Below are 25076 nucleotides of genomic sequence, written 5' to 3'. Positions count from 1 at the left end.
CGGAGCAGTCAGCGGCGCAACCGGATGTAGGCGGGGCCCGTGTTCGCTTCCCAACCGCTCGCTCGAGCGTCGGCAGCAGCCTCGTGAGCGAGGACGTCGGCCATCAGGGCGTCGATCTTCTGGTGGTCCGACGGCTTGCCGAGGATGTACTTGTCGCCCGGCTTCCCGACCTTGCGCGCGTTCAGCGCGTGGGTGCGGGTGATCGCGCAGTCGTCGTGGGTGGTGGCGCCCTCGGCGATGTCGTTGATGTACCGGTCGAGCGCGAAGTGCATCCGCGTGATCGACCGGGTGGGGAACGGGACCACGACGTCCTCACCGTGCTCGAGCGCCCACTCGTCGATCTGTGTCCCCCAGATGGGGTCCTGGTCGGCATAGAGACGCTCGACGTCGTACCGCTCGAACAGCGTCGCGACCGCGGTCTTGACCTCGTCCTTCGGGATCCGGCCACCCCACTCGTCCGGGTTCCAGATCATCGGCCGGTCGTCGGGCCCGTAGGTGGGCGTGAACCGGTGCCCGTCCTGGGTCTCGGCGCGGATCGCGGTCCAGTCCCCCGACTTCGACCCGTCGAAGCCAGCACAGATCGACCCTGACACCTCGACCTCGACGGCGTCGCCCCACAGCGCGTCGGTGAGGAACGACCCGAGGCCCTGCACCAGCCGGTTCCCGAAGAACCGCTCCGCCTGCGTTGGGTCCTTCTCCACGAGCTCGTCAGCCTCAGCGTCGATGCTCTTGGGGTCGACCCACGGCGAGTCGGAGTAGACGTGGACGTGGATCTGGTGACGGTCGCGCTTCTTGCGGTAGTCCAGCTCCGCCGGCGGCTTCCGGTAGTACCGGAAGATGTCCTTCACCCGCGACTCGAAAGCCTGCTGGGCGGCCGAGTTCTCCATCGGGTCCCACGGGTTCGTCAGCTCGATGGTGCGGCCCTGCATCGCGGCGATGCCCCGGCGCATGGTCTGCCACGTGTCGAGCACCCGGTTCGAGGACGTGTAGAGCCCCGACTCGTCACCCAGGCCGCCGGTGAGGGGCTGCCCGAGCTTCGACTTCGCCGCCGACGACAGCGGCACGATCTTCCCGCGGTTCGGGAGCCGGATGAACCCCTCGCGCACGTGCACGAACTCGGCCAGCGGACCCGAGTGGATCATCGTCTGCAGCGGCTCGTAGACGTTGTTGGTCTGCGACTCCGCGAACGCGAGCAGCCCGAGCAGCGACTTGCGCCGCGGGATCCCCATGGCCTCGCCGACCTGGTACTCGTACTCCCATCCGCAGCCGCAGCCGTGGTCGGCGCACCGGTACACCTCGCCGCCGCGAGCGAACCCGTCGAAGAGCGTGGGGCCCACGGCCTCGGCCAGGAGCATCGCGGCGCCCCACGGGGACTTTCCGCACTTCTGGGGGCCGACGATGACCGAACGGCGGTACACGAACGGGGCGAGCAGACGCCGCGAGTCGGCGATCGCACGGGCGTGGACCCGGTAGTGGTTGGCGGTGCAGAACAGCTGCCAGCCGTTGAACTCCAGCGGGTCGTTCTCCATCACGCCCGAGGGGACACGGCAGTGCGCCTCGACCCAGTCGGTGACGATGAACCCGAGGGTCAGCAGCGGGTCGAAGTCGAGGGCAAGGGCGTCACCGGCCATTGCCGGTGACGACCTTCATCCGGTCTCGGGAAGACCGCGGCGCGGGGGGCGCCGCCTGTTCCTTCTCGGCCCGCTTCACGCCCAGGCTGTCGGTCGCGATGGCCCAGCCGTTCTCACGGAGCCCGGCCGGGGTGAGTCCGATCTGGTCGCGGAAGCGGTGCAGCTGCGCCACGAGCGACGCGTTGGCGTCCGGCTCGAGCTCGACGACGGTCTTGAGGCGGCAGAACTCAGCAATCGTCGGCCAGCGCCAGCGCTCCAGCTCCCACGCGACCGCCTGCGGCATCTTCCAGTGGTCGCGCCAGATCTGCAGCTCACGCTTGCGAAACTCGTTGGACGCCGCCTTGTCGGGCACGCGCATCTTCGAGCCGCCCTCGCCGGCCAGGGTGAGCCAACGCTGGACCTTCGGCAGCGGGAACGCCGGGGCGTGACCCTTGCGTCCCTCGGACGGCAGAGCGGTCAGGCTGACGCCGCGGCTGTCGCTGCGCCCCGAGTTGGGGTTCAGCGACGGCCCCGACCGGTTGCGTGCACCTCCACTGGCCACGGTCCAACCTCCTCGAGGTGGGCGTCGCGCCCACGTCGGCGGACCGGTCGGGCGTCGCGCCCGATCCGGTATGCGTCTGGTGCTATACCGGCGCGGGCGCTGGCCCGGGGCCGGAACTTTTGAACCCTCCGCACCTTTTTCAGGTCTCCTCCGCGGTCTCCACCGGACCGGGTTCGGCCCACCCCCCTGGGCAGACCGGCGAGGGCTATACCTTCTGTGCGATACCCGCTTGCTTGCTGCTGTTGCACGACAGGCAGAGGGTCTGAGCGTTCGCTCTGCTGTGCTCGCCTTGGTCGGCGAGGGGGCGACGACGTGGTCGACGGTCGCCGCGGTCAAGGTGTACGGGTCGGGATCGGTGCACCGGATGGCGCACAGTTGGCAGGTCCACTCGTCGCGAGCAAACACATCGGCCCGGTCGAACACCTCGACGATCGCCACGCCCGCGGCGCGAGCACGCTTAACCGCGTCCTGCGCCCAGTCGTACCCCGAGCTGGGGGCGAGGCGGTGGCCCCACTGCACCACGCTGCGGCAGCGCACGCTGCACGTCGTGGCGTACGAGGCGTCGACGCGGCGCACGACCACGGCGCCACAGGCGACGCACGGCCGCTGCTCCTTCGGGTGCCGCGAGCTCTCGCCCATCACGAGGCGGTTGTAGTGCGTGGCGCAGTAGCCGCGGGCACGGTGGCCGTTGCGGCAGCCGGGGACGTCGCATGTTCGGGCAGCCGGCACCGGCGTCCCTCCCTTCGGAAACGCCACGACCCCCGTCGCTGGCCCTCTGGGCGAGCGTGCGGGGGCCGTCTGGGCGGCGGGGTGTCGGTGCTAGCGGAGACGCTGGGCGTTGCCGCGCAGTGCGCCGTCGCGGGCGTTGCAACTGAGGTGGACCACGCCGCGGTAGCCGCTGCGATCCCCGGTGTGGTCGAGGGCGAGGTCCTGATCGGCGGCCATGCGATCGCCGCACAGGTGGCACGTCATGCCGACGGCCTCGGCCCGCATCCGCTTGGACAGCTGCGTGTGGGTGTAGTCGTAGCCGCGGGCGGTGGCCGAGCCGCGCTCGCGCTCGACCTGGCGCCGGTGGTCGAGGCAGCGCCCACCTCGGGCACCGGCCTCGACCAGCGTGGGGCAGCCCGCCTCGGCGCAGACGCGCCTACTTCCGGGCATGCCGATTACCGCTGGGGTTGTTCAAAGCATAGGGCATCAGGACGCCTTCCCGTGGTGCTTGCGGGCGCGACTCTCCTGGTGCGCGTCGCGGACGTCGGGCCACCACACCAGGAGTCGTCGGGTCCGAAGGTCGCAGACGGCACCGACAGTCATCCGCCGCAGCCAGGTGCGGACGGTGTGCTGGGGTCGGTCGATCGCGTTGGCGGCGTCCGAGATGGGCACGAACCGCGATGCTCCCTCGTGTGCGAGCCAGTCCGCCTTGGCTCGGGCGAACTCGCCCTGGTTGTAGACACGGCCGCAGCGGGGGCACTCGTGACTGTCGTCCTCGGTCTTGTCGGCGTAGACCACCGCGAGCCGCACGCCGCAGTCGAGGCAAGGCACCCGGGTGTGCTCCCGGCGCTCTCCGTCGCGCAGCACGTTCTCCACGTGCCGGCGGCAGCGGCGCAGGTCGCGGGCGAACGGGGCGAAGTCGAGGTGCTCGTAGCCGCCCATGTACGAGAGCTGACGGTCGAGGTAGTCGACGGCCACCGCGATGGTGAACGGCTCGTCGGGGTTCGGCTGGTCGTGCTCGAGGGTGTCGCGCCAGAGCATGTCCCAGGTGCCGAGGACCCACAGCGGGTGGAGCTCGTCGCCGGCCTGCTGGTCGAGCCACGCCTTGAGCTCGTCGACGTCGCGGGCGTCGCAGTCGGGCGGGACGATTCGGCCGGCCAGCGCCGAGGCGGCGTGGTGGTGCCACGCCTCGGGGTCGCTGGCGGGGCCGAGCAGCATCATCGCCTCGGAGTCCACGCCGCGGTGCTTGACCTCGGCGGGGAGCGCGTCGACCATGCGGGCGATCTCGTGGAGGTCGGCGCGGGTGACGGCGAGGCACTCGGCGCAGGTGCCGTCGATGTGGGTGTTGCCGCAGACCCGGCAGTGGGGCTCGGTGCAGGGCAGGCAGCCGCGGCACTCGTCCTCGGCGGCGTGGGGGTGGGCGTCCTCGGCGTGGCGGCCGGGGATGACGCGGGGCTCGTGGCGGCCCGCTGGTCGGCACTGGGTCATGCGTGGGCCTCTCGTGACGGCGTGGGGGCGGGCGGCATCGTCGGAGCGAGCACGCCCGCGAGGTGGTCGACCATGGCCTCGGTGTGGAGAGCGAACGCCCGCCACAGGAGCGTGAACGCCTTCTCGGGGAGGTAGCCGGAGTCCTGGAGCGCGCACCGGATCGTGTCGGTCTGGTCGCGGTGCACGAGGTGCAGCAGCTCGTGCGTGATGGTGTTGCGGAGGATGTCCTCGGGCTGGTCACGCCAGTCGGTCGCGAAGTAGATCATCGCGATGAACCGGCCCTCGGTCGGGTGCACCGAGGCGTGCACGCCTTCCTCAGCGGGGTCGGCAGCGATCCAGACTGTCCAGTGCGTGAGGTGCAGGCGCTCACGCACCGCGTTGACGTACTGCTCCAGCTCTCGCACCTCCTTGGCGCTCAGGTGGGCGCCCTTGCCTGGCTCGATGGAGTCAGCCGCGGCCACCACATCCCGGCTGTCTTCGGTCTCGGGGCGGATCACGCCGACCGCCGCAGCAGGTTGTCCCGCCGGTTGCGCTCCGACCGCTCGTGATCTGCAGCCGTCAGCGCACCGCGGTCAGCGTCTCCCGCGTGCCACTCGTAGCCCGTCCCCCACGGCGTGCTGCTCGGCAGCCACCCGTCACCGGACTCGTCGTACCAGCGCCACGTCGCGCCGCGGTCATCGAGCCACGCCCCGAACTCGCGCACCAGCCACGCGTGCAGGTCGCGGCACCCCGCGCCGTTGACCGCGGTGTAGCCGTAGCCCGTGTCGAAGTGGACCAGGACGTAGCCGGCCGGGTCGTGCAACCGGAGGCAGTAACGCTCGGCGTCGGTGGTGTCGCAGAACGCATCGCAGTACTCGTCGCAGGTCTCGGCCGGGATCAGGTCACCGTCCCGGTGGTCGACCCACAGGAGAGCGGGAAGGCCCTGTCCGAGGTCCATGTGCAGGCCGTGCGGTGAGGTCCGCGCGTCGTACTGCTCGCCGGCGCCGATGAGCTGGCGCATGCGGAGGAACGCGTCGGCAGCGCGGACCCCGGGGCTGGTGATCATCACTCGGGTGTGGAGAGTCATCGGGTCCTCCTGGTGCGGGCTCGGCGCCGGCGGTGGTACGCCGCACCGTCGATCGGCAACGGGCGCGGGTGGTGGGTGTCGACGGGGCGCGCGACCCCGGAGAGGGGGTCGATGTGCAGGCCGGCCATCAGGGCCGCCATGGCTCGGGCCGCCTCGGTCACGGCAGTGATGAACGGGCTCAGGTCGACGTGCACCCGGAAGGTGACCGCGCGGCTCGCGATGCGCGGTCCGAGGACGGACGTCGGCTGAGTCGGCGGCGGGTCGGGTGTCCACCGCATGGCGTCGGGGCTGGTCTCCCAGTCGTCGAGGGCCCCTTCGATCGCGGCCAGGATGTCGCCGCTCACCGCTGGCCCCAGAGCGTCGTGATCGGGAACGCGCCCGGCGTGGCCCCGGTGATCGGCTCGCCGGTCCTCGGGTCGCGGTTCCAGAAGTGCTCGTCCTCGAACGCGAGCGCCCACTTGTGGCTGACGTGGGCGGCCGTCCACCCCGCGTTTCCGTCGGCAAGTTCGACGCCGCCGACGACGCGGTCCCAGCGGTTGACCGCCTCGGCGAAGGCGGCCTTGGGCTGGTGGCCGAAGCCGGTGACGTTGCAGACCTCGTCCTCCACGAAGGGGTAGACGACCCCCGCGTCGGTGGTGGAGTACTGCTCCCGCAGCTCCGCGTTCGGGTCGTGGCCGCACGTCGGGCACTCGTGCGCGCCGGGCTCGGCGAGTACGGCGTCCGGGAACGGGGCGGGCCACGAGGCGTCGAGCGGGACGTCGTCGGGGATGTGGTGCTCGGTCAGCCAGCGGCGGATGGCGTCGGCCAGCGTGGTGCCGATGCGGTCGTAGCTGTCGGTGACGAGCACGTCGTCGGTGTGCCAGATGGCGCGGTGCGGGATCACGGGGTCTCCTCGAGGGTGAGGTCGATGTGTCGGGCGACGCGGACGGCGAGGTCCGGTCGGAGGGTCCAGAGGCCGAGCGCTCCGTCGGCCTGGATGGGGACCGGCAGCAGCCGGGCGTTGGCGAGCTCGTAGTGCCAGGCGGGCCGGTGGGTGGTGGAGCAGCGGCCCTTGCGGTGGTCGGCGCAGAGGTCGACCGCGCGCATGGCCCACGGGGAGCAGCCGAGGCGGCACTCGGTCTCGTCGTGGGCGTCGACCAGGTCGACGACGGCGATGACCGCGGACATGCGCCACCGCGGCGCGCAGCGCGGGACCCCGGGGTTGGGGACGGGGCGGCCGGTGAGGCGCTCGACCATGTCGAACGCCCACTCGGCGTCTGGGCGGGAGCCGGCGTGGATCGCGAGGGGGCCGCGGTGGGACCACCTGGTGGTGCGGTTCTCGATCGTCTTCTCGCCCGACGCGATGGCGCCGGCGAACGGCTGGCGGACGGTGAGGGCCTTCATGCTGCGGGCCTGACGCCGCCGTCGTGGTGGAGGTACGTGCGCTCGCCCGGGTAGGCGTGGAGCACGACGGCGACCTGCAGCGGGTCCTCGTCCTGGCGGAGCAGCCAGCCGGTCGAGAGCGCGAGGACGCGCTGGGTCTCGATGAGGGCGTGGCAGCCGTCCGGGGTCGTCGCCGACCCGCACACCAGCAGCAGGTTCGCAGGGCTGTTCGCGTCCGCCCGGCTGGTGCCGCCCATCCCCCGCGGCCGGCGGTGGTGGAACGAGTGCGGGAACGACCCCCACCCGTCGTCGCCGTACAGCTGCCGGCCGCACACCTCGCAGCAGCCGTCCGCGCGGCCCAGCACGACCCGGCGGACGTTCGTGGAGGGCCCGGTGTCCCGCGGCGCCTTCCCGGCCGTCTGCGCCCGGCTCAGGCGCTTCTCCCGCGACCGCTGCATCGGGGCAGTCCGGGCCAGCTCGGTGCGCCGCAGTTCCGTGCGGCGCACCAGCGCGGTATGGCGCAGGCTCACCGGCCCGCTGCCTTCCGCCCGCCATCGAGGACGCGAGGGTCCGCGATGAACGGCGGTGGGGTCGGGTCGCACAGGTGCGGCTCGGTGTGCGGGTTCTCTCCCACCGCCCACCCGCGGCCGGTGGCGAGCCGGTCGTACCAGTCGCGGGCCCACGTCGCGTCGCCCATCGCGGTGTGGCGCATCGCGGGCGGGACAGGGGTCACGCCGCACAGCTCGGCGAGCGCGTCGGAGGAGTCGGGGAGGTCGTCGAGCCCCCGGGCGTGGAGCGCCCCGATCGCCATCGACTTCACGTCGACCGGCCAGTAGTGCCACGCCGGCGCCAAGCGGTGGCGGCGGAGCATCTTGTCGAGCACGTGCACGTCGAAGCCGGGGTTGACCCCGACCAGGGTGGCGCCGCGGGTCTCGCGCTCCACCATGCGGGCCAGGCGGTCCTCGCGGAGGACCTCGAGGCGGCACGGGCCTGGTCGCTGGACGACCGCGAGGCCGGAGCCGGCCGGGTGGCGGTCGTAGAAGCCGCCGATGCGGAGCGAGTCGGGGTCGGCGTAGGCGAGGTCGACGTCCTCGACCATCACCCAGGTGGTGCGCTCGGTGCTGTCGGGGGCGCGGCGGATCAGGCACACCTCCCACGGGCGGCGGGACGGGTCGAGCGAGGTGGGCTCCGTGTCGACGAAGACGAGGGGTCGGGTCATCGGGCTGCCTTCTGTTCGGCTGCGCACTGGACGCAGTAGCGGGTGGTGCCTGTGTGGCCGGGCTCGGTGCATGCGGGGTCGGCGACACGCAGCAGGTGGCCAGGTGCGGGCAAGGCCCGCCACGACTTCAGCCACGCCTGCGCGAACGCGGGCGGGCTGTCGGGGCGGTAGGACTGGACGGCGGCTCGGACGAGGGGACCGTCGCCGTGGAGGTCGATGAGGGCTTCGACCTCGGCGAGCGCGGAGGCGTCGAGCTTGTCCCAGCGGACGGTCAGCTTCCGGGCGTCGAGCTGGGCTCGGAGGATCTCGACCGCGGGCGGCAGCAGCGGCGGCGGCTCGTCGTGCGCGCGCTCGCGCGGTGCTGCCGCAGCAGCACCCATGCTCCCTGCTACATGCTCCATGCTCCCTGCTACATAAAGAAGCGCAGATGAGTCGGCGTCTCGCGCGGACTCATCTGCGCGGCGCGCAGACTGGCCTCTGACCTGGGCAGATGCCTCGTCGTGTTCGGTTTTCGGGTTATCCACAGGGTGTGGGTCTGGGTCCGGCGGCGACTCGTCCGAGTCCCGCGCAGACGAGTCCGCGCGGCGCGCTGGTCGGCCCGGGCGGTGCCCCTGTTCGGGTCCCGGGAGTCGGGACGGGACCTTCCCCGGCTCGAGGCGCTGGTGCTGGCCGAGGCCCGGCAGGACGAGGAACGGGGCACCGTCGACGTTGTACCGCTCGACCTTCCCCGCGGCCTCCAGCTCGTCGAGCAGCGCGTCCACGCCGGTGGCGTCGAGGTCGTCGTCGTAGGGGAACACCTGGCCCTTCACGAAGCGCGGGTCGCCGGCGAGGCGGGCGTGCTCGTCGGCGAAGTTCCACAGGCCGATGTAGAGCAGGCGGGCGTCGCGGGAGAGGCGGGCGGTCGGGAAGTGGGTCCAGAACTCGGGCTTCACCGAGCGGATTCGTGGCATCAGGGCTCCTTCGGGATGGCGAGGATCTGGTCGAGGCGGACGGGCTCGGGGCGGGCGTCGTTGTCGACGTCGCGGCCGTGGCGGCCGAACTTGATGCCGCCCTCCCAGCCGTCCTGGTGTCCGGCGTCGTAGCCGGCGACGTGGCCTTCCCAGTACGCCTCGCGGACGAGGTCGTCGGTCGAGTACTCGGGCGACCACTGCGGGTCGCTGGTCGGTTCGGCGAGGATCTCCTTGGCGCGGTCCTGGAGGGCGCGCACGTGGTTCCAGGCGCATCCGCACCAGTAGCGGAACGTGTCCTTGGCCTTCGAGGTCATGGCGACGTCGATCAGCTCGACGAGCGTGTCGATGTCGGCGCCGCACTCGAGGATGTTGCGGACGCTGGGCTGCCAGTCGCCCGGCAGCGGGATACGGACGCGTTCACCGTCCGCGGCCGTGTAGCCCCAGTCGTTCCACCGCGTCGACCACACCTCGAGGCAGACGTTCAGGTCCACCCGCTGGGCGCGGGCCTCGGAGGTTGCTTGCTGCATAGCGACTGACCAGCGCAGCGCGTCTTCGGCGATGGCCTCGACCTGGGGTGCGTCGAGTGGCACCGACGACTTCCCGCTGTTGCACGGCTCGCAGGCGGTGACAAGGTTGCCGGGGTCGTCGTCGCCGCCGAGGGCGACCGGTACGACGTGGTCGATGGTGAGCTTCGCGCCGTCGTCGCGGCCGGTGCCGCAGTAGTAGCAGCGGAACCCGTCGCGGGTCATCACGGCGAACCGGACACGCTTCGGGATGGTGGTGCGCTCGCTCATCGGGGGGCTCCTTCGTGGCGACTGTGCGGTGCCCGGAGTGTGGCGGCGGGCTCCGACACTCACGGGCTTCCGCTCGGCGTTTTGCTGCGCCGGTGGTCGGCCGCTGCCCTGCGCGCGGACGGGTCGCTCGGGTGCCACTGCAGCCACCCGCAGGAGCAGGTCACCACCGTCCCGCCGCCCTCCTCGGTGTAGATGGCCTCGTGGAGTTCGTCGGTCACGCGGCCCCCTCGGTGAGCTCGGGGCGGAAGTACCGCTCGATCTTCCAGCCGGTGCCGCGCGCCAGCTCTGCGAACGGGCGGCCGGTGGTGGCCCATCGGGCGCAGACCTCGCGGCGCTCCGCGGTTGTGGCGGCGAGGTGGAAGTCGCCGTCGACGATGCGGGCGACCTTGACCTCGTCGACGTCGCCGTGGTGGTCGAATCCGATCCCCTTGGGGGTCTCGGTGGCGTCGTCGATGTTGTCCCAGGCTGCGCCCGGGACGTAGCCGCGTTCGCGGGCGACGCGCCGCAGCCGGGTCGCGGCCGCCTTCTCCCGCGAGGTGCCCGTGGGGGGCGGGGTCTGCCACAGGCGGGAGTAGCCCTCAACGACCCGTGTGGTGGTGTGCTCGTGCCAGACGGTGCGGGAGAGGTTGAGGCCCTCGGTGATGGTCTGCTCGTGGATCCCGAACCGGGCCGAGAGCTGCCCGGCGGACCAGCCCATCCACGTGAGGGCCCGGAGGCGGCGGAGGATCCCCACGCCGGTGACCGTCGGCGGGTGGGGACGCCACTGGTCGAGAAGCTGCCAGGTGGCCGCGCGGACCCTGTAGCCCTCCCCCGCGTTCGTGATGCGGAGAAGGGCGGTGAGGTCGAACCCGATGGCGTCCGCGACCTGCTGCGCCGACATCCCGGAGGCGCGGGCGTTGGTGATCTTCGCGAGGTGCCCGGCGGTGACCTCGAGGTAGCCCGGGCGGCCCATCGTGCGGAGCTTCCCGCGGCGCCGGTGGTAGACGCGGCGGGCGTTGAGGCAGGGCGGGCAGTCCTCCACCCGCTCGCCGTCTCGCTGGTGCTGGCAGGCGCCCGCGTAGGTGCCGTGGCGGGGGTCGTCGGGGTTCACGACGCCTCCTCTCGTGTACGGGCCTCTCGGCGCTGCAGGGGCGTGGTGCCGCCCCAGATGCCTTCGAGGCCGGGGGCGGCGAGCGCGTGGTCGCGGCACTCGGTGAGGACCGGGCAGCCAGCACACAGCGCCGCGGCTCGGGCGCGGGCGGCCGCGACTTGGGTGGGGTTGGGGGTGCCGGCCGCCTCGAGGCGCGTGAACCAGTCCTCCGGGTTGCCGGTGCCGCAGGGACGGCCCGGGGCGCCCATCCACGCCGGGAACACGCCGCCGTCGTAGCGCTTCACGACGGACCTTCCTGCGCCAGCAAATCGAACAGGCCGCCGTCACCACCGGCGCCGCGGACCGCCGCGACCGGGTCGAGGCGGCGGGCGATGCGCTGACGGATCAGCGGGAGGTAGTCCACCTCCCGCTCGATCGCGACGCAGCGGAAGCCCTCGAGGATGCACGCCTCGACGGTGGTCCCGGAGCCTGCGAAAGGTTCGAGGACCGTGCCGCCCGGTGGGCTGACGAGGCGAACGAGCCACCGCATCAGGTCGAGCGGCTTCACCGTGGGGTGGGCGACGCCGCCGACCCGGACGCGCTCGGACTGGTCGGCCTTGGCCACGTAGAAGAACCGAGACGCACCGCCGCTGTCGCCGTAGTAGGCGGGCTCACCGTCCCAGCCGCCTCGACCGCCGTACGCGACGGTCGCGTCGGTAGCGCCGCGCAGCGAGGGTCCCGACGCACGCCCAGCGCCCCCCGTCTCAGGGGCCTGCTCGTCGAGCTCCGCGGCCTGAGACTCGTCGAGCACGACGTTCGCGGGCCAACGCCCCAGCTCGCTGCCGGTGTTGTACGACGACGCGAGGTTGCCTCCGTGGTAGCCCATCTCGGCGGTGTTGCTTCGCCGCGTGGAGTCTGAGCCCACGCGGCAGGCGTCGATGTTGAGCGCGCCGGTGCCGTGGGTGAGGACGTTGACGGCCACGGTCCCCGCCAGGGGCTTGCGGCCGACGACGATCGGCTCGAAGGCAGGCTTCAACGCGGTGCCCCAGCCGGTCCACGGTTCGGCGTCCTCGGTGAGCGGAAGGTCCCGGTTGGCCATGCCGGTGTCGCTGCGCCGCGTCACGCCGGCGCGGGGGCCTCGGACGCCAGACGGCTCGTACTCGTTGCCCATCGTGGCCCGGCGGATGGCTCCCGAGTTGCTGCCGTGCCCCAGTTGCGTGCCGGTGATCGCCTTGGCGACGTTCATCGACTTTGGGAACCCGGAGCCGTACAGCCACGCGATCGAATCGCGGACCTCGAAGCCGGCGTCCTCCACAGCGCACGAGAGCCGGTGCCAGGTGCGGGTGCCGCCGAACGCCAGCATGTGGCCGCCAGGCTTGAGGACACGCAGACACTCGCGGGCCCACTCCTCGCACCACGCCCCGAACGCGGCGTTCTCGCGGAGCCGCGTGCGCTGCTGGTCGGCGCTGTTCGCCGGGTTGTGGTTCCCGCCGACGTGGTCGAAGTGGTTGGACTTCGCTGCCCTCCGCTCGACGAACGACTTCCCGCTGTCCCACTCCTTGCCCATGAAGCCGAGGCCGTAGGGCGGGTCGGTGACGACGGCGTCGACGCTGTTGTCGGGCACTAGGCGAGGGCCGTAGCCGAGCTCGAAGGGGTAGCCGAGCGTGTCGGAGCGGAGGACATCGAGGCAGTCGCCGTGGTGCACGGTGATCCGCTCGTCGGTGTGGTGCGGGGCGCTCATGGTCGGGGTCCTGTCGTGATGGGGTCGTAGATGACCGGGACCGGGACGGTGGCGACCCACCAGTGCATGAGCCGGGCGCCCGGGGCGGTCTCGAGGTCGAGGGCCCACGGGTGGCTGCGGCGGACGCGGATCCAGTGGGTGAGCGCGTCGGGGTCGGTGACGCGGAAGCGGTGCCGGGTGCGGTCGCAGGTCAGGACCTGCGAGGTGAGGCCGAGGGCGTCGCGGACCGGGTGGGCGAGGTCGGCGAACCAGCCGTAGCGGCCGGGGCCGTCCGTGTCGGGGGTTCCCGGGACGACGACGCCGGCGCCCTGGATGGCTGCCACCTTGTCGTCGCACGTGTAGTGCCAGAACGGGCGGGTGATCTTCATGCGGGTGCTCCGGAAGAGGTGGCCTGCTGCTCGAGCAGGGCGAGGAGGTCGGTGGGTTCGTCGTCGGGCGCGAGGGCGGCGAGGAACGCGCGGACGCGGCGGTCGTGAGCGCGCTGCTCCAGGTGCCACGCCTCGCGCTCCACGTCGCGGCGCTGGTGCGCTACGGCGAGGTCGGCGCGGTCCTGGGCGCACTGCTCGCAGTCGGGGGTGGTGCACTGCTGGTCCCAGCAGTAGGGGCGGCCGATGCCCGGGTAGTGGTTCGGGTAGGCGGCCTGTCGGGTGTGGCCCTCGGCGCGGAGCGCGGCGGCCTTCTGCACCACCGCCGCGGGGAGTGACGCGACCCAGCGGCGGGCCTCCTGCCACGTGACGGTGACCTTCGGTGGGTCACCGATCCGACGGGACCCGGTCATCCCGGCGGTGCTGGTGGCGTACCAGCCGGTCGAGCCGTCCGGGAGGGCGTAGGACCCGCCGCCCTGGCCGCCGATGGCGTGCGCCCGGCCGCCCTCGAAGTCGACGATCAGCCAGAGCGTCAGCCACGGCGCAGAGGCGCGGTTCAGGAGGCGGTACTGCTCGGGGTCGAGCACGCTGCGGCTCCTTCCTGGATGCGAGAACGGCGCCCCGGACCGTGGTGGTCCGAGACGCCGTCGAGAGGTGGGGCGGTGGGGGCGCGCGTCAGCGCGGAAGGGTCACTGGTCCGCGCCGTACACGAGGACGTCGGTGGCCGTGACCTCCGGACCGCGGCGCTCGGCGAGGCCGTTGCGGACGAGGTCCGACAGGTACGTCGAGAAGGTGCCGCCGGTGGTGGCGATGCCGGCGGCGGTGCCGAGCTCGTCGCGGGTCATGGCCGAGGGGTGCGCGGCCAGGAGGGCGTCGAGCATCTTCCGGGCGCCCTCGCGCAGCACGCTGCGGTAGTGGTCCTGCAGCTCGGTCGCGCTCATGGGCGCCGGGCGGCCGCCCAGGTAGTCGAACCCGGCGTCGGTGAGGGTGTAGCCGGCCGGGGACTCGTCGAGGAGTCCCGCTCGGCGGATGTCGGAGAGGTAGGTCGACCAGGTGCCGCCGGAGGTCTTGAGCCGGGCGACGGCGCCCCACTGGCTCTTCGTGAGCCGGAGGGGCGCCATCCGACCGAGGGCCTCGACCATGCGGTGGGCGCCGGACCGGAGTCGGACGTCGGTGGTGGGGCTGACGGCGGCCGGGGCGCGCGGCGCGGGCACCGCCGCCGGGCGGGGTGTCCGCGGCGTAGCCGTGGCCGCCGGGCGGGGCGCCGAGAGGGCGTCCAGAGTGCGGGCCAGGTGCTCCAGTTGCCGACGGACCGGCTCGAGCGTCTCGTGCAGGTCGGCGACGTGGGCGGGGTCCAGCACCGGCACCTCGACCTGCTCCACCTCCCGCGGCTTCGCGCGCTCCTCGGCCAGGGCCCGCTCCAGGTCGCGGATCCGGGCGCGCAGCTGCTTCGGGTCGTCGGCCTTGGCCCGTTCGACGGTCGCGGTGATCCGCTCCCCCAGCGCGGCGAGGTCGACGTCGGCGAGCCTGGTCGGGGTGCGGCGCTGCTCCCCCGGCGTCGGGGTGGCTGAGGAGTCGAAGGTCGTGCGGCGGCGGACCTGGACCCGCTCCAGCAGGTTGAGCCAGCCCGGGGACCACACCCACGCCGTACCGACCGGCAGGGACGGCAGCGACGCCTTCACCTCTGCGGCCTGGTCCTCGTCGGCGTGGAGGCGGACCCACTCGTCGATCGCGGCGACGTCGCGGGGCCCGGTCATGCCGAGCGCGATGAGTACCTCCGCCTGGGTGAGGACGTCCTTGTTGAGCACGGCGGGGCGCTGGGTGATGAGGGTGACGCCGATCCCGCGGGCGCGGCCGCGGCGCACGAGGTCCTCCATCGCCCCGAGGAGCCGGGCCCCGTCGGCCTGGGTGCGCTGCGGGGCGTAGGCGTCGGCCTCATCGACCACGACGTGCAGCGCCTCGCGGTTGCGGTGGTAGAGCCGCTCCAGGAACGGCGCCATGAACCGGCGTGCAGCCGACTTCGACAGCCCCGACATGTCGAGCACCGCGGGGAACCGGCCCTCGACGATCACGTCGGCGACCAGCTCGCCGGCGCCCTCCTCGAGGGGCACGTCGGCGTGGTCGCCGCCGAAGATGACCGCGGGCACGCCCGGGCCGGTGCCGGCGGCGTCGGAGCGGATGCCCCACCACACGCCGACCGGGTCGATGACCACGACCGGGAGGCCGGCGGCGGTCATCTCCTCGACCATCACCACCGCGGTGCTGGTCTTGCCCTTGCCGCGCTTCGCGAGGATCGCGAACGTCTCCGTCACCGCCTCGAGCGGCAGGGTGAGCGACTCGGAGATCCGCAGGCCGTCGAGTGTCGGGGGCATGTTCGTCATGGTGCCGCTTCCTGGTGTCGGGTGGGACCGGTGGCCCGCGTGGTGGTGCGCCCGGTGCGAGCGGGCGGGATGGGTCAGTGGGTGCCGTTGGCGAGCTCGAGGAGCACGTCTGCGTGGCACGGCTGGTTCAGCGGGCACCAGCACGCGAGGTCACGGCCGGCCAGGTCGACACGGAGGCGGGCGAGCGTCTCGTCGTCGTACTCGTAGTTGCCCATCGGGCCGATGTGGGTGCGGAACAGTTCGACGGCGTGCTCGACGGCCCGGCGGTGGCGGTGGGCGTCGGCGGCCGCGCGACCGACGATCACCTTCCGGTCGTCGTCCTGCTCCCATCGGCGGCCGTCGGGTGTGACGACCTGCCAGGGCGCGGAGCTGGCCCACCGGGGCCAGTTCGGGACGCGTTCAACCTTGAACGGGTTGCCCCACCTCGAGCCTCGGCCGACGTAGACCGCGCCCTCGGGCATCCGCCATCCCTTCGTGCGCTGGCGCTGGATCCGCTTCCGGGCCGTCACAGGCGGAAGGGGTGGTTGTCGTGGTAGCTCGGCCGCGGCTTCTTCGGCGCCCACCGGATCCCGCACGTCCCGCAGTGGTGGGCGCCCGTGTGGCCCCGGGGCTGGCTGCAGCCGTGGGTGACGTGGCCGGTGTCGCGCTTCTGCGGGCCCGCCGTCGGCGTGGTGTCCGCGCAGGTGCGGACCGCGATCGTGGCGTCGTTCAAGTCGTGCTCCTGGACTCGGCCCGCCGGGCGCGCGCGAGCTCCACCTGCGCGCGGAAGCCGGATGGGGCGGGGAGGGCGTCGAGCGCGTCGGCGACGCGGTTCGACAGGTCGGTGTAGGCGCGGGCCACCATCGGCGCGGTGGGCTCCGCTGCGGTGGCGGCTTCGAGGAGGCCGTCGATGAGGCGAGCGACGTCAGCGATGTCGCGGAACTCGACGACGATCACGGCCGCGTCCCGCCCGCAGGTGCGGCGCGCTCGGCGCTGCACGACGGGCAGTAGTGCTCGCCCCTGTCGCCCGGGCGTGCGCCAGTCCATCCCTCAGGGAGCTGGGTCCCGCTGCCCACGAGGCGTCCGATGCCGCCGAGGGTGTGGTCGAGCTCGACGACGCCGCACCAGCCGTCCTGGCCGTCGCACATCACGACGGGGTGCCGCTCCTCGCTCATCGGTCGCTCTCCGTGCCCTCGGGCCAGCACGCCTTGCAGCGATCTTCGGGCGCCGTGCGCTCGACGTCGATGTGTTCGGTCATGTCGCGCGCGTACTTCCCGCACGCCGTCTGTCCGACGGACCTGGCGGGGGCATTCGGGTGCAGGGTCGAGCGGTGCGCCTTGCCGCGCTTCGGGTTGCGGATCGCGTCAGCCATCGGACGCGCCTCCCTCGGGGGTGGCGGCGGGCTGGTCAGCGAGCAGGGCGCGGAGGCGGGCAGCGCAGTCGCGGACGGCTTCCTCGTACGCGTCGGGGGTGGAAAACGCGCCAATGTCGTAGGGCGCGTCCCACTCGTCGGCGAGCTCCTGCACGCGTGCCGCGAGGTCGGCGTCACCCGAGGGGGCCGGACGGGCAGCGAGGGCGTCGAGCACGGCGTCCACTCCGGCGGTCGCCGCGAGCCAGGCGAACCAGGACCACTCGCCCTCACCTGCTGCGGCTGCGGCGTTCTCCTCGTACTCGTCGCCCCGAAAGACGTCACGGAGCGCCTCGGCCAGCGCGTCGCGGTCGGGGGCCGGGGCGACCGGCTGGGCGGCGAGACGAGCAGCCACGATGCGCTCGACGGTCTCCTCGACCGCCTCGACCGTCTCCCAAACGGTGCAGGAGTCGATGGTCCCTGCGATCAGACCGCGCTCCTCGTCGGTGAGCGTCACGGCGGGCAGGTCGGGGGCCGGTGCGGTCATCGGGTCTCCTAGGGGTCGAACAGCGCGGGCTCGTGGGCGCGGGCGAGGCGGGCGTCGGCTTCATCCGCGAGCTGGGTCCACTGCTCGCGCTGGGTGTCGGTGGGGATGGGGGTGCGGTGCGGCTCGTGGCAGGGGCAGGGGCACCGGTCGTGGCCGAGGTCGCACCCGTCGTGGCGGGCGGCCAGGCAGGACCAGGACGCGAGGTGTGCGAGGTCGTGGCCGGTCTTGGCCGCCATCGCCCGGGCGTGGTCGCGGAACGCGGCGAGGTCGCTCACGGCTGGGTCCGGCTGGGGCACGGGCCGTGCTCGGCCGGCGCGACGTCGTGCATGTAGCAGCGGGCGCAGACCGGGAGCCCGTCGACCGGGGAGATCGCGGCCGCCTGGCATCCGGCGCAGCGTGGGCAGGGCGGCATCACGACTCCCCTGCCGGGCCGTGGGTGTGGACGCGGTGGTGCGGGTAGCCCGCGACGAGCTCGCGGGCCTTGGGCTCGGTGACCTCGAAGCGGGCCATGAAGTGCTGCACGAGGGGCTCGACGCGCCACGCCTGGCCGGCGACCACGACGAGCGCGCCGGTCGCTTCCTGGGTGAACGGGGGCCGGTCCTTCACCTCGAGCGGGACGGCACGGCCGGTGGCGTGGTGGTTCGCGAAGTGGATCCGCACCGAGCAGCCGGGCTCGCGGCACCAGATCCCGCGCTGGGCGGCGGGGCTCACACGGCCTTCTGCACGCGGGTCTCGATCGCGTCCGCCCACTCGGGGCGCCGGGCGATGAGGACCCGGGCGTAGAACGCGACGTGCGAGTTGTTGATCTTCCACGGCTCGCCGGTCGTCTCAACGCCGGTGCGCCACCGCAGCTGCTCCGCGAGGGCCTTCACGCCGACCTTCTGGTGGCGGGCGAGCCACTGCGCGGCAAGGCGCTCCAGGGCGTCCGCGATGTGGGGGTTCGTGGCGTGGAAGACCTCGAACCGCTCCGCGAGGGTCAGGCCGGCGGCGTACTCCGGCTCGACCAGCGGCGAGAGGTCGAGCTCAAGCTGGTCGGTGTCGGTCAACATGATCACTCCCCTGCAAGGTCGGGAACGGGATGACGACGGCGCGGATCGGCTGGCCGGCCGGCCGGGGTGCGCCGTGGTGGGCGGCGAGCGCCGCGTGCAGCTGGAGCAGCGGCGCCTCGTTGGCGTGCTGCGGCCGCGGCGGGCCGGCGTACGTGCCGGTGCGGCGGGCGGCGTCCCAGGCGTGGGCCATGGCGCGGGCCTGGGTGGGGGTGAGTCGCATCGACACCTCGCCGTAGGGCTGCAAGGTGACGTCGAGGGCGCCGGCCGGGCCGTGGTCCTTCGCGGCGAGCATGAGGTGGCCGAGGGTCGCGAACGAGGTGGTCAGCACGACCTCGTCACGGTCGACGTCGACGACGAACCGGTGCTCCATCACGCCTGCACCGCCGTCCGCTTCGCCCGGCGGCCGCGGGCTGGCGGCGTATACGGCGGGAGACCCGCCTGCGCGGCGCGTCGCTCGACCGCGCGGCGCAGGGCTGCCTCGTGCAGCTGGTTGGAGCGCCGGATCCGGCGCCGCTCCCGACGCGGCGGTCCGGCGACGATGAGCAAGCAGACGACGACGGCGGTCAGGACGAGGACCCACCAGCGGAGGGCCCACACCACCGCCCACAGCGTTGCGAGCCATTCGGTCAGGTCGTGCATCGCGTAGCCTCCTGGGCTGTCGGGTGGGCCCGTTCCTGGGATCCCTGCGCGTGGCGGGTGCGAGCCGGTACGCGGAGGTAGGGGACGGGCCCGCTTCGTGTCTGGGGCGGGGTCAGCGGGCGAGGTTGAAGCCGGCGAAGATGTCCTGCTTCTCGAGCCACCGGGCGCGGCGGCGGTCGGACTCCTCGCGGCGGGCGGCGTCGTAGATCTCGGCGCGCTCGGCGGTCTCCTGCTGGCGCAGCGCGACGCGGTCGGCGCGCTCGGCCGCGGTGAGCGACGCGGTGACCGAGTCGGCGCGGCGCCGGATGAGCAGGTCGTAGAGCGAGCCGCCGTACCCGGGCACCTCGATGGGACGCATCAGGCCGCCCACGCCGCCGAGGACCACGAACGCGACGAGCCGCACCCTGTCGACGTTCTCCGGGGTCCGCGCGAAGAGCAGCGCGAGGAGCAGGTCACGGACGGCGATGTCTCGGTACTCCTCAGCGGCGGCGTCGCGGGCGGCCGGTACACCCGGCCCAGCGAAGGCGACGGCCGAGCAGGTCCGGCACGCGCGCCGCGGACTGTCATCGGAGACCCGCGACTGGCCCACCTCGAGCAGCCGGTCCCGGGTCCGCACCCGGCACACCGGCCGCCCGGGAAGGCGGCGCCCGTCGACGGGCAGCGGCCCGTCGTACAGGTGAACCACCCGAGACCCGGGCAGCGCCGCGAGCCTCGTGCCGGGGGCGATCACGAGCCGTCGTCCGCGTCGGGGGCGATGCCGCTCGTCCACCTCCGCATGTCCAGCGTCAGGACGCCGCGGTCGACCAGGATCTGCGCCACTTTGTTCCAGAGGGAGGTCTTTCTGAGCAGAAGGCACGTCTGGTGCACGCCCTCCAGGTAGCTGGAGTCGCTGAGGCCGCCGCTCTTCTGGATCCAGGTGGCGAGGGTCTGGGCCTCGAGCTCGTCGTCGTCGATCTGCTGGTTCGTCATGCGGTGCTCCTGGGCTCCTAGATGGGGGAAGGTTCGTTGCGCCCCCGCTCGGTCGCGGGCCGGCGCCGCACCTGGTGTGCGGGGCGGGGGCTGTGTTCTTGGGGTGCACGGACCGACGCGGGACCTACCGCGTCCTCCGTGCTGGCGCTGCAGCGCGCCGGACCGGGCGGCGAACCCGGTGCTCCACCCCGTTGCCTCCGTCGGAATCCCCTGCGACCGGGGTCCTTCGACGGGTGTGGCGACCGCCCCGCGTAGCCGCAGTGGTCGGGGCGTCCCGTATCGGGTGGTGCTTCTCGCTGTTGAGTTCCCGCGGTCGAGGGGAAGGCGCCGTTCGTACGCGTCCCTCAGTCGGGGTCCGGCCGGAGCCGGGAACCGTCGCCCTCGGTCACGGGTATGAGCCGTGGCCGAGGAGACCCCGTGTCGTCGCGGGGCCTGGTGGGTGTGCAGGTGTGGTGCGCCCTCAGGCGCTGAGCAGAGATCGGAGGAAGTCGCGGACGTCCTCCTCGAGGTAGACCCGCTTGCCGGCGGGCTCCCCCGTCTTCTTGTTCACGCCCGACTTCTTCGCTCGCAGCCGGCCGGTCGCGACCGCCTGATCGATCGTGTCCTTCGACAGTCCGGTCGCCTCGATGAGCTCGGCGGTGTCGTACGCGAGCTTCGGCTTCGCGACGCTCACGACGGCACCACCGCCAGCGCCCGCTCCCCCATCACGGCCCGGAGCCGCTCCAGCCCCTTCGGGGTGACCCGGATCTGCGGGTCGCCCTGGTGGCGCTCGCCGGTCTTCTCGTCGAAGTAGCCGGACGTGACGCGCTCGACCAGCCAGCCGGCGTTGACCGCGGTCTGCATCGCCTGCCACCGCCCGCCGCGGCGGAAGGCCCAGCCGTTGTCGGCCAGCCACGAGTAGAGGCGGCGCGGGCCGGTGACGATGCCCGCGCGCCGGAGCAGCTTCGCTGCGTCGGAGACGGTGAAGTCGCCCTCGGCGGCGGACAGGTCCTTCCATGCGCCGGCGGGGGCCTCGAGCTCGCGGGCCCGCTCCTCCGCTGCCTCGGCGCGTTCGGCGGCCTGGGCCGCGAGGGCCAGCAGCTTCGACGACGGGAGCGCCGCGAGCATCTCGACGTCGGAGCCGTAGCGACCGGTCCTGCGGATGGCGGGGAGGACGTCGTGGGTGACCCACCGTTTGAACGCCTTGGCCTCCGGCTTGCGGCTCCGCAGGATCAGCGAGTAGAGCCCCGCCTCGCTGACGCACACGAGCTGCTGGGCGCCACCAGGGGTCTCAACACTCCTTAGACCCCTCTCGTCGTCGTCGAGGCCAGCGACGGCCATGCTCGGGTTGCTGTGTTCGAGGACTGCGCACACGTCGGCTGCGACGAACCAGGGTTCCCCGTCGACCGAGATCGTGCGGACCTCGTGCTGCGCGTACGAGTACGCGGTCAAGATGGCCATCAGGATGCCTTCCGCTGCGGCTGCTGAACGTTTCGGCCAGCGTCGTTGGAAACTCGGACCAGGAAAAGATCGTCAACGCCCACGCCGAGGTGGTTCGCGATCCGAAGAGCCGGGTCCGTCGAAAGCGACCGCACCTGTCCAGCCAGGAGGCGGTTCATGTACGAGTGCGACCGCCACCCAGCGACCTTGGCGAGCTGTCGCGCCGAGACCCCCTGGATGACCATCAGCTTCGCGAGCTGCTTTCGGTCCTTCAAGAGCATGTAGATCTCCGGCAGTGGGATGGGTTGGGGCGATGTCGCCACGGTACGTCTCCGTCGGTCTGTGTGTCCAGCGTTGTCGGACATAGTTTTCAACGGCAGTGTCCACTCGTCAAGTCTCAAAGCCGACCTGCGCCCTGAAACTGCGCCGCCGCGTCGAATTACGGGTCTGTTGTTCGCTACCTTGTGGTGTCCACAAATTCCGTCAGCGTCGCTGGACCCTGTGTCCGGCCGCGTTGCGCCCGAGCAACGCCCGCGAGGAGCATCGAGCCATGCGACCGACCACGAAGCAGCCAGGTGCCGTTTGGGCCCTGCTGGAGGACTGGTCGAGCCGCCACCCCCTGAAGCCCAAACAGGGCCAGATGGCGGGGATGTTGGGCATCTCGACTTCGCTGATGAGCGCTTGGAAGCACTGCGAGTCGACGATCCAGCCCGACGACATGGAGAAGATCGTCCGCCTCACCGACATCAGCTGGGAGCAGCTGAGCGAGGCCGTGCGGACAGACCTTCCCCGCGTGCAGGAGTTCGTGGCCAGCCGGCGCGTGAAGTTCGTCGGGGGGATCTCCGCCCCGACTGCTTCATTCGCTGCCGAGACGGAGGGAGGTGGGGCACATGCAGGAAGTGCCGCCGCCACCAAGAACGCGGACGAGGCCCGCGCTACCAACCTCGATGACCTGCTGGAGGGGCTGACGCTCCCCCAGCGGCGCGAGCTTGAGGTCTCCGGCCTGTCGCCGGCGGCGCTCGCGATCGTCGCGGGCCTCCTGCGGGAGGACTCCGACTTCGAGAGCGCCGCCGCGGCCGCCAAGCTGCGCATCGACGAACCCGGCGGGCAGGAGGCGTTCACCTACCTCGACCGCGCCACCCGCCGCGCCGCACGGAAGCGGCCTGGGCGGGGCCCGAAGGGCCGGCGGGAGCAGGACCCGGACTGATGCCTCCCCTGGCGCCAGGGTTCGGCGAGATGAGCCCCAAGACCCTGATGCGTCTGCTGCAGCGCGAGTTCGGGTATGTCGTCGTCCGGGGCGCCGGTTCGCATCAGCGGTTGAAGTCGCCGACCCACCCGCCGATCACGCTCGCGATCCACACGAAGGGGCTAGGCCCAGCGCTGGTGCGCAGTATCCTCGTCAAGCAGGTTGGACTGACGCTCGAGGAGGCCCAGGAGGTGGTGAAGCGTGCCTGATCGACGTGTGCACGTGTTCATGACCGACGAGGGCGAGTACGGGCGGTCGGCGACGAGCCCCCAGCTGCCCGGCTGGGTGGCCGCTTACCCGGATGACGTGGTCGCGGCGCGGGAGTACCAGCAGGACCTCGTCCGGGCGCTGCCCGACCGGACGCCGACCAACGTGATTGGGCACTGGCAGGTCCGCGGAGTCGATGTGCGCGGGCAGGAGTACGTCATCCGGTGGCAGACCGATGACCAGCCGGAGGCCCGCGTCGTGGCCGGCAACCGGGTGCAGCGGATGCTGCAGGACGAGAACGCCATCGACCAGCTCCGGACCCACGAGCCGGACGCGACTGGTGTCGTGACGTACGTCTGCTGCCTGTCGAGCGACACGTTGGGGTGGGTCGTCGAGCAGCTCGACCCTCGCGGCGACAACGTCGTGGTCGTCGCGGCAGTGGCCGACAGCATGGTGTTCGGCACTCAGGTCGCCACCGATGACCGCACCGGCCACGGCTGGGAGTCGTTCGAGGCGCTCGGTCTCACGATGGACATGACGGTCGGCCGGCTGATGGTCGGCAACCTGGCCAGCGCGAAGGTCACGGTCTAGGACTGTCGGCGGCCCCGCCTACTTTCGTCCCTCATGCGGGGGTCGACGACGCGGTTCAATCCGTGGCACAGGATGCGGGAGCTGGGCCCGTCGTGGAAGCTGCGGTGGCTCCCCCTCGACGGCGACACCTACGGCTACACGTGCCACGACACCCGCACCATCACGCTCCACGCCGACATGTCGTTCGAGGAACGGCGGTGCACCGTTGCTCACGAGGTCGAGCACGCCCGCCGGGGGCCGACGTCGCTGTGCAGCGACATGGCGGAGGAGCTCGAGGTCGACCGGGCAGTTGCCAGGCTCCTGGTCCCCTCCATTCGGGCTCTGTGCGACGCGCTGATCTGGTACCGCGGTGACTACGAGCGGGCCGCCGAGGAACTGTGGGTCGACCCCATCATCCTCGAGGTGCGGCTGAGCGCCCTGACGACGAGCGAGGCCGGCTACTACCAGGCGCGGATGGCCGACGCGATCCTGATGCTGGGCGACGAGTAGCAGGCGCCTCTCAGCCCTCCCCTGCGTTGAGCTCGGGCGGTGCGTCGGCGGGCGAGGTGAACGCGGCCTCGACGCCCTCGAGCGCGGCGGTGAGCGCGTCCGAGCGGGCGGTCATGTAGCCGCGGCTGGTGACGATCGAGGAGTGGCCCAGGATCGCGGTGATGATGACCGGGTCGACGCGCGCCTCGAGCAGCAGCGTGGCGGTCGTGTTCCGGATCTCGTGGCCGTAGTAGTGCCGCCCCGACGGGTGCTTCACGTTCGCGGCGTCCTGCAGGGCCCGCCACACCTTGGAGTCGTCGGCCTTGTCGATCGGCCACCCGTCCTCACGGCACCACAGCAGCCCCCACGGGTTCCGTGGCCGGGCCGGGTCGTCGAGCCACGTCTCGAGCGCAGCGCGCACGGTGGGGACCATCGGGATGACGCGGTAGCCCTTGCTGGACTTCGGGCGTACCAGGTGGAACCGCCCGCGCAGCCGCTTCGCTTCGTAGCCGACGGGGATGACGAACCCCTGGCTGCGGTCCTGCTTGTCGGCGTAGGTGAGGGGCTGGAGCTGCCAGTCGATCGTGAGGGTGTTGGCGACCCAGTCGATCGAGTCCTCGGTGAGGCCGAGGACCTCGCCCTGGCGCAGGCCCTGGTAGAAGGCGACGAACCAGCGGACCCCGCCGGGCAGGTCGCGGGCGTGCGCGAGCGCGGCCACGGCCTGCGCGGTGTCGAGGGCTTGGCGGTCGGTGACGGGCTGGGAGGGTGCCTTCATCGCGAAGATGCCGGGCGTGATCGGGTAGCCCTCCTCGGATGCGTCGCGCAGGCACTTCACGAGGCACCGCTGCACCCGCAGCGCGCTGGCGTCGCCGGCCTTCGCCCGGGTCTTGGCCGCGACGCGGCGCACGTCGCGCGGAGCGAGGTCGACGAGCCGCTCGGCACCGATGGTGGGGACGACGTAGTTGCGGACCGCCCAGCGGTCGCTCTCGTAGGTCTTCGGCCGCACGGTGGTCTGGCGCTCGGTCAGCCACTCGTCGGTCCACTGCTTGACCGTCATCCGGGCCTTGGCGGCGTCGGTGATGCGGCCGGCGTTCGCGGCGATCTCGGCCTTCTTGTCGCGCAGCTTGCGACGGACCTCAGGCTCAGTCTTGCCGGTGACGGTGACCCGGCGGCGCTTGCCGGACGCGGTGTAGCCGGCCTCGATGGTCGCGACCCAGCGGCCGTCGGCGCGCTGGTAGACCGACCCGTCGCCGTACGCCTGTGGCTTCTTCCTGGACACGGTCTCATCGTACGCCCGAT

The 25076-nt window shown here is 72.3% G+C and carries 41 protein-coding genes; 4 read left to right on the top strand and 37 right to left on the bottom strand.

Going from position 1 to position 25076, the window contains the following annotated elements:
- Positions 1-8: 8 nt before the first annotated feature.
- From INN71_RS02690 to INN71_RS02520, 36 genes are all read right to left on the bottom strand, one after another.
- Positions 9-1631 carry a hypothetical protein gene (locus tag INN71_RS02690; RefSeq protein WP_301799431.1) on the bottom strand — a complete coding sequence of 541 codons (1623 nt, stop codon included), beginning with the start codon at positions 1629-1631 and terminating at the stop codon, positions 9-11.
- Positions 1621-2172 (bottom strand): hypothetical protein, encoded by a 552-nt coding sequence (locus INN71_RS02685; RefSeq protein WP_277501597.1) that lies wholly within the window; start codon positions 2170-2172, stop codon positions 1621-1623. The genes INN71_RS02690 and INN71_RS02685 overlap by 11 nt, the downstream gene beginning before the upstream one ends.
- Before the next feature lie 205 nt (positions 2173-2377).
- Positions 2378-2533: an HNH endonuclease gene (locus INN71_RS18085; RefSeq protein ID WP_367619021.1), complete on the bottom strand. Its 156-nt coding sequence runs from the start codon at positions 2531-2533 to the stop codon at positions 2378-2380.
- A gap of 458 nt (positions 2534-2991) precedes the next feature.
- A complete protein-coding gene (locus tag INN71_RS02680; RefSeq protein WP_277501598.1) occupies positions 2992-3330 on the bottom strand; it encodes an endonuclease domain-containing protein in 339 nt (112 codons plus the stop codon).
- Positions 3331-3366: 36 nt separating this feature from the next.
- Positions 3367-4368: a hypothetical protein gene (locus tag INN71_RS02675; protein WP_277501599.1), complete on the bottom strand. Its 1002-nt coding sequence runs from the start codon at positions 4366-4368 to the stop codon at positions 3367-3369.
- A complete protein-coding gene (locus tag INN71_RS02670; protein ID WP_277501600.1) occupies positions 4365-4865 on the bottom strand; it encodes a hypothetical protein in 501 nt (166 codons plus the stop codon). The genes INN71_RS02675 and INN71_RS02670 overlap by 4 nt, the downstream gene beginning before the upstream one ends.
- Positions 4862-5434 (bottom strand): hypothetical protein, encoded by a 573-nt coding sequence (locus INN71_RS02665; RefSeq protein WP_277501601.1) that lies wholly within the window; start codon positions 5432-5434, stop codon positions 4862-4864. Before INN71_RS02665 ends, INN71_RS02670 begins: the two co-directional genes overlap by 4 nt.
- Positions 5431-5778, bottom strand: coding sequence for a hypothetical protein (locus tag INN71_RS02660; protein ID WP_277501602.1), 348 nt, complete (start codon positions 5776-5778; stop codon positions 5431-5433). Before INN71_RS02660 ends, INN71_RS02665 begins: the two co-directional genes overlap by 4 nt.
- Positions 5775-6317 (bottom strand): hypothetical protein, encoded by a 543-nt coding sequence (locus INN71_RS02655; RefSeq protein ID WP_277501603.1) that lies wholly within the window; start codon positions 6315-6317, stop codon positions 5775-5777. The genes INN71_RS02660 and INN71_RS02655 overlap by 4 nt, the downstream gene beginning before the upstream one ends.
- Positions 6314-6817 (bottom strand): ASCH domain-containing protein, encoded by a 504-nt coding sequence (locus tag INN71_RS02650; protein ID WP_277501604.1) that lies wholly within the window; start codon positions 6815-6817, stop codon positions 6314-6316. The genes INN71_RS02655 and INN71_RS02650 overlap by 4 nt, the downstream gene beginning before the upstream one ends.
- Positions 6814-7326: an HNH endonuclease gene (locus tag INN71_RS02645; RefSeq protein WP_277501605.1), complete on the bottom strand. Its 513-nt coding sequence runs from the start codon at positions 7324-7326 to the stop codon at positions 6814-6816. The genes INN71_RS02650 and INN71_RS02645 overlap by 4 nt, the downstream gene beginning before the upstream one ends.
- The gene (locus INN71_RS02640; protein ID WP_301799429.1) at positions 7323-8015 is read right to left on the bottom strand and encodes a hypothetical protein; all 693 of its coding nucleotides are present in this window, start codon (positions 8013-8015) and stop codon (positions 7323-7325) included. Before INN71_RS02640 ends, INN71_RS02645 begins: the two co-directional genes overlap by 4 nt.
- Positions 8012-8965 (bottom strand): hypothetical protein, encoded by a 954-nt coding sequence (locus INN71_RS02635; RefSeq protein WP_301799427.1) that lies wholly within the window; start codon positions 8963-8965, stop codon positions 8012-8014. The genes INN71_RS02640 and INN71_RS02635 overlap by 4 nt, the downstream gene beginning before the upstream one ends.
- Positions 8965-9759 carry an HNH endonuclease gene (locus tag INN71_RS02630; RefSeq protein ID WP_301799426.1) on the bottom strand — a complete coding sequence of 265 codons (795 nt, stop codon included), beginning with the start codon at positions 9757-9759 and terminating at the stop codon, positions 8965-8967. Before INN71_RS02630 ends, INN71_RS02635 begins: the two co-directional genes overlap by 1 nt.
- 59 nt (positions 9760-9818) lie before the next feature.
- The gene (locus INN71_RS02625; RefSeq protein WP_301799425.1) at positions 9819-9977 is read right to left on the bottom strand and encodes a hypothetical protein; all 159 of its coding nucleotides are present in this window, start codon (positions 9975-9977) and stop codon (positions 9819-9821) included.
- A complete protein-coding gene (locus INN71_RS02620; protein ID WP_301799423.1) occupies positions 9974-10849 on the bottom strand; it encodes a hypothetical protein in 876 nt (291 codons plus the stop codon). Before INN71_RS02620 ends, INN71_RS02625 begins: the two co-directional genes overlap by 4 nt.
- Positions 10846-11133 (bottom strand): WhiB family transcriptional regulator, encoded by a 288-nt coding sequence (locus INN71_RS02615; protein WP_277501654.1) that lies wholly within the window; start codon positions 11131-11133, stop codon positions 10846-10848. The genes INN71_RS02620 and INN71_RS02615 overlap by 4 nt, the downstream gene beginning before the upstream one ends.
- Positions 11130-12569 (bottom strand): site-specific DNA-methyltransferase, encoded by a 1440-nt coding sequence (locus INN71_RS02610; protein WP_301799421.1) that lies wholly within the window; start codon positions 12567-12569, stop codon positions 11130-11132. The genes INN71_RS02615 and INN71_RS02610 overlap by 4 nt, the downstream gene beginning before the upstream one ends.
- On the bottom strand, positions 12566-12937 hold the full coding sequence (locus INN71_RS02605; RefSeq protein WP_277501117.1) for a hypothetical protein: 372 nt from the start codon (positions 12935-12937) through the stop codon (positions 12566-12568). The genes INN71_RS02610 and INN71_RS02605 overlap by 4 nt, the downstream gene beginning before the upstream one ends.
- Positions 12934-13521 (bottom strand): hypothetical protein, encoded by a 588-nt coding sequence (locus INN71_RS02600; protein WP_277501118.1) that lies wholly within the window; start codon positions 13519-13521, stop codon positions 12934-12936. The genes INN71_RS02605 and INN71_RS02600 overlap by 4 nt, the downstream gene beginning before the upstream one ends.
- A 102-nt stretch (positions 13522-13623) precedes the next feature.
- A complete protein-coding gene (locus INN71_RS02595; protein WP_277501120.1) occupies positions 13624-15306 on the bottom strand; it encodes a DUF87 domain-containing protein in 1683 nt (560 codons plus the stop codon).
- Positions 15307-15389: 83 nt separating this feature from the next.
- Positions 15390-15824 carry a DUF4326 domain-containing protein gene (locus INN71_RS02590; RefSeq protein ID WP_277501121.1) on the bottom strand — a complete coding sequence of 145 codons (435 nt, stop codon included), beginning with the start codon at positions 15822-15824 and terminating at the stop codon, positions 15390-15392.
- Entirely contained in the window at positions 15821-16027 is a 207-nt protein-coding gene (locus INN71_RS02585) for a hypothetical protein (protein WP_277501122.1), read from the bottom strand. The genes INN71_RS02590 and INN71_RS02585 overlap by 4 nt, the downstream gene beginning before the upstream one ends.
- On the bottom strand, positions 16024-16251 hold the full coding sequence (locus INN71_RS02580; protein ID WP_277501123.1) for a hypothetical protein: 228 nt from the start codon (positions 16249-16251) through the stop codon (positions 16024-16026). The genes INN71_RS02585 and INN71_RS02580 overlap by 4 nt, the downstream gene beginning before the upstream one ends.
- On the bottom strand, positions 16248-16469 hold the full coding sequence (locus INN71_RS02575) for a hypothetical protein (protein ID WP_277501124.1): 222 nt from the start codon (positions 16467-16469) through the stop codon (positions 16248-16250). Before INN71_RS02575 ends, INN71_RS02580 begins: the two co-directional genes overlap by 4 nt.
- The gene (locus tag INN71_RS02570; RefSeq protein WP_277501125.1) at positions 16466-16666 is read right to left on the bottom strand and encodes a hypothetical protein; all 201 of its coding nucleotides are present in this window, start codon (positions 16664-16666) and stop codon (positions 16466-16468) included. The genes INN71_RS02575 and INN71_RS02570 overlap by 4 nt, the downstream gene beginning before the upstream one ends.
- A complete protein-coding gene (locus INN71_RS02565; RefSeq protein ID WP_301799417.1) occupies positions 16659-17189 on the bottom strand; it encodes a hypothetical protein in 531 nt (176 codons plus the stop codon). The genes INN71_RS02570 and INN71_RS02565 overlap by 8 nt, the downstream gene beginning before the upstream one ends.
- An 8-nt stretch (positions 17190-17197) precedes the next feature.
- Positions 17198-17464 (bottom strand): hypothetical protein, encoded by a 267-nt coding sequence (locus INN71_RS02560; RefSeq protein ID WP_277501127.1) that lies wholly within the window; start codon positions 17462-17464, stop codon positions 17198-17200.
- 136 nt (positions 17465-17600) lie between these two features.
- Complete coding sequence (locus tag INN71_RS02555; protein WP_277501128.1) at positions 17601-17900, bottom strand: hypothetical protein; 300 nt, start codon at positions 17898-17900, stop codon at positions 17601-17603.
- On the bottom strand, positions 17897-18238 hold the full coding sequence (locus tag INN71_RS02550) for a hypothetical protein (protein ID WP_277501129.1): 342 nt from the start codon (positions 18236-18238) through the stop codon (positions 17897-17899). The genes INN71_RS02555 and INN71_RS02550 overlap by 4 nt, the downstream gene beginning before the upstream one ends.
- Positions 18213-18611 carry a hypothetical protein gene (locus tag INN71_RS02545; protein WP_277501130.1) on the bottom strand — a complete coding sequence of 133 codons (399 nt, stop codon included), beginning with the start codon at positions 18609-18611 and terminating at the stop codon, positions 18213-18215. Before INN71_RS02545 ends, INN71_RS02550 begins: the two co-directional genes overlap by 26 nt.
- The gene (locus INN71_RS02540; protein ID WP_277501131.1) at positions 18608-18877 is read right to left on the bottom strand and encodes a hypothetical protein; all 270 of its coding nucleotides are present in this window, start codon (positions 18875-18877) and stop codon (positions 18608-18610) included. The genes INN71_RS02545 and INN71_RS02540 overlap by 4 nt, the downstream gene beginning before the upstream one ends.
- A gap of 112 nt (positions 18878-18989) precedes the next feature.
- On the bottom strand, positions 18990-19493 hold the full coding sequence (locus tag INN71_RS02535) for a hypothetical protein (RefSeq protein WP_277501132.1): 504 nt from the start codon (positions 19491-19493) through the stop codon (positions 18990-18992).
- Positions 19494-19603: 110 nt separating this feature from the next.
- On the bottom strand, positions 19604-19846 hold the full coding sequence (locus INN71_RS02530; protein WP_277501133.1) for a hypothetical protein: 243 nt from the start codon (positions 19844-19846) through the stop codon (positions 19604-19606).
- Positions 19847-20306: 460 nt separating this feature from the next.
- Positions 20307-20519, bottom strand: coding sequence for a hypothetical protein (locus INN71_RS02525; RefSeq protein ID WP_277500837.1), 213 nt, complete (start codon positions 20517-20519; stop codon positions 20307-20309).
- Positions 20516-21286: a BRO family protein gene (locus INN71_RS02520; RefSeq protein WP_301799412.1), complete on the bottom strand. Its 771-nt coding sequence runs from the start codon at positions 21284-21286 to the stop codon at positions 20516-20518. The genes INN71_RS02525 and INN71_RS02520 overlap by 4 nt, the downstream gene beginning before the upstream one ends.
- A gap of 652 nt (positions 21287-21938) precedes the next feature.
- Here INN71_RS02520 and INN71_RS02515 point away from each other — a divergent pair.
- The 4 genes from INN71_RS02515 to INN71_RS02500 all read left to right on the top strand — a co-directional run bounded on the left by INN71_RS02515 (position 21939) and on the right by INN71_RS02500 (position 23798).
- The gene (locus INN71_RS02515) at positions 21939-22472 is read left to right on the top strand and encodes a hypothetical protein (protein ID WP_301799410.1); all 534 of its coding nucleotides are present in this window, start codon (positions 21939-21941) and stop codon (positions 22470-22472) included.
- A 29-nt stretch (positions 22473-22501) separates the two neighbouring features.
- A complete protein-coding gene (locus tag INN71_RS02510; RefSeq protein WP_301799409.1) occupies positions 22502-22720 on the top strand; it encodes a type II toxin-antitoxin system HicA family toxin in 219 nt (72 codons plus the stop codon).
- Positions 22713-23309, top strand: a complete 597-nt coding sequence (locus tag INN71_RS02505) for a hypothetical protein (protein WP_301799408.1) — start codon at positions 22713-22715, stop codon at positions 23307-23309. Before INN71_RS02510 ends, INN71_RS02505 begins: the two co-directional genes overlap by 8 nt.
- Positions 23310-23381: 72 nt before the next feature.
- The gene (locus INN71_RS02500; protein WP_301799406.1) at positions 23382-23798 is read left to right on the top strand and encodes an ImmA/IrrE family metallo-endopeptidase; all 417 of its coding nucleotides are present in this window, start codon (positions 23382-23384) and stop codon (positions 23796-23798) included.
- Between the two features lie 10 nt (positions 23799-23808).
- On the opposite strand, the gene xerC is transcribed toward INN71_RS02500, so the two are convergent.
- A complete protein-coding gene (gene xerC / locus INN71_RS02495; protein ID WP_301799404.1) occupies positions 23809-25056 on the bottom strand; it encodes a tyrosine recombinase XerC in 1248 nt (415 codons plus the stop codon).
- Positions 25057-25076 lie beyond the last annotated feature (20 nt).

This window comes from Nocardioides sp. ChNu-153 (assembly GCF_030466625.1).
Taxonomy (GTDB): Bacteria; Actinomycetota; Actinomycetes; order Propionibacteriales; family Nocardioidaceae; genus Nocardioides.
The sequence above is the reverse complement of the archived record's forward strand: the minus strand, read 5'-3'. Positions and strand labels throughout refer to the sequence as shown.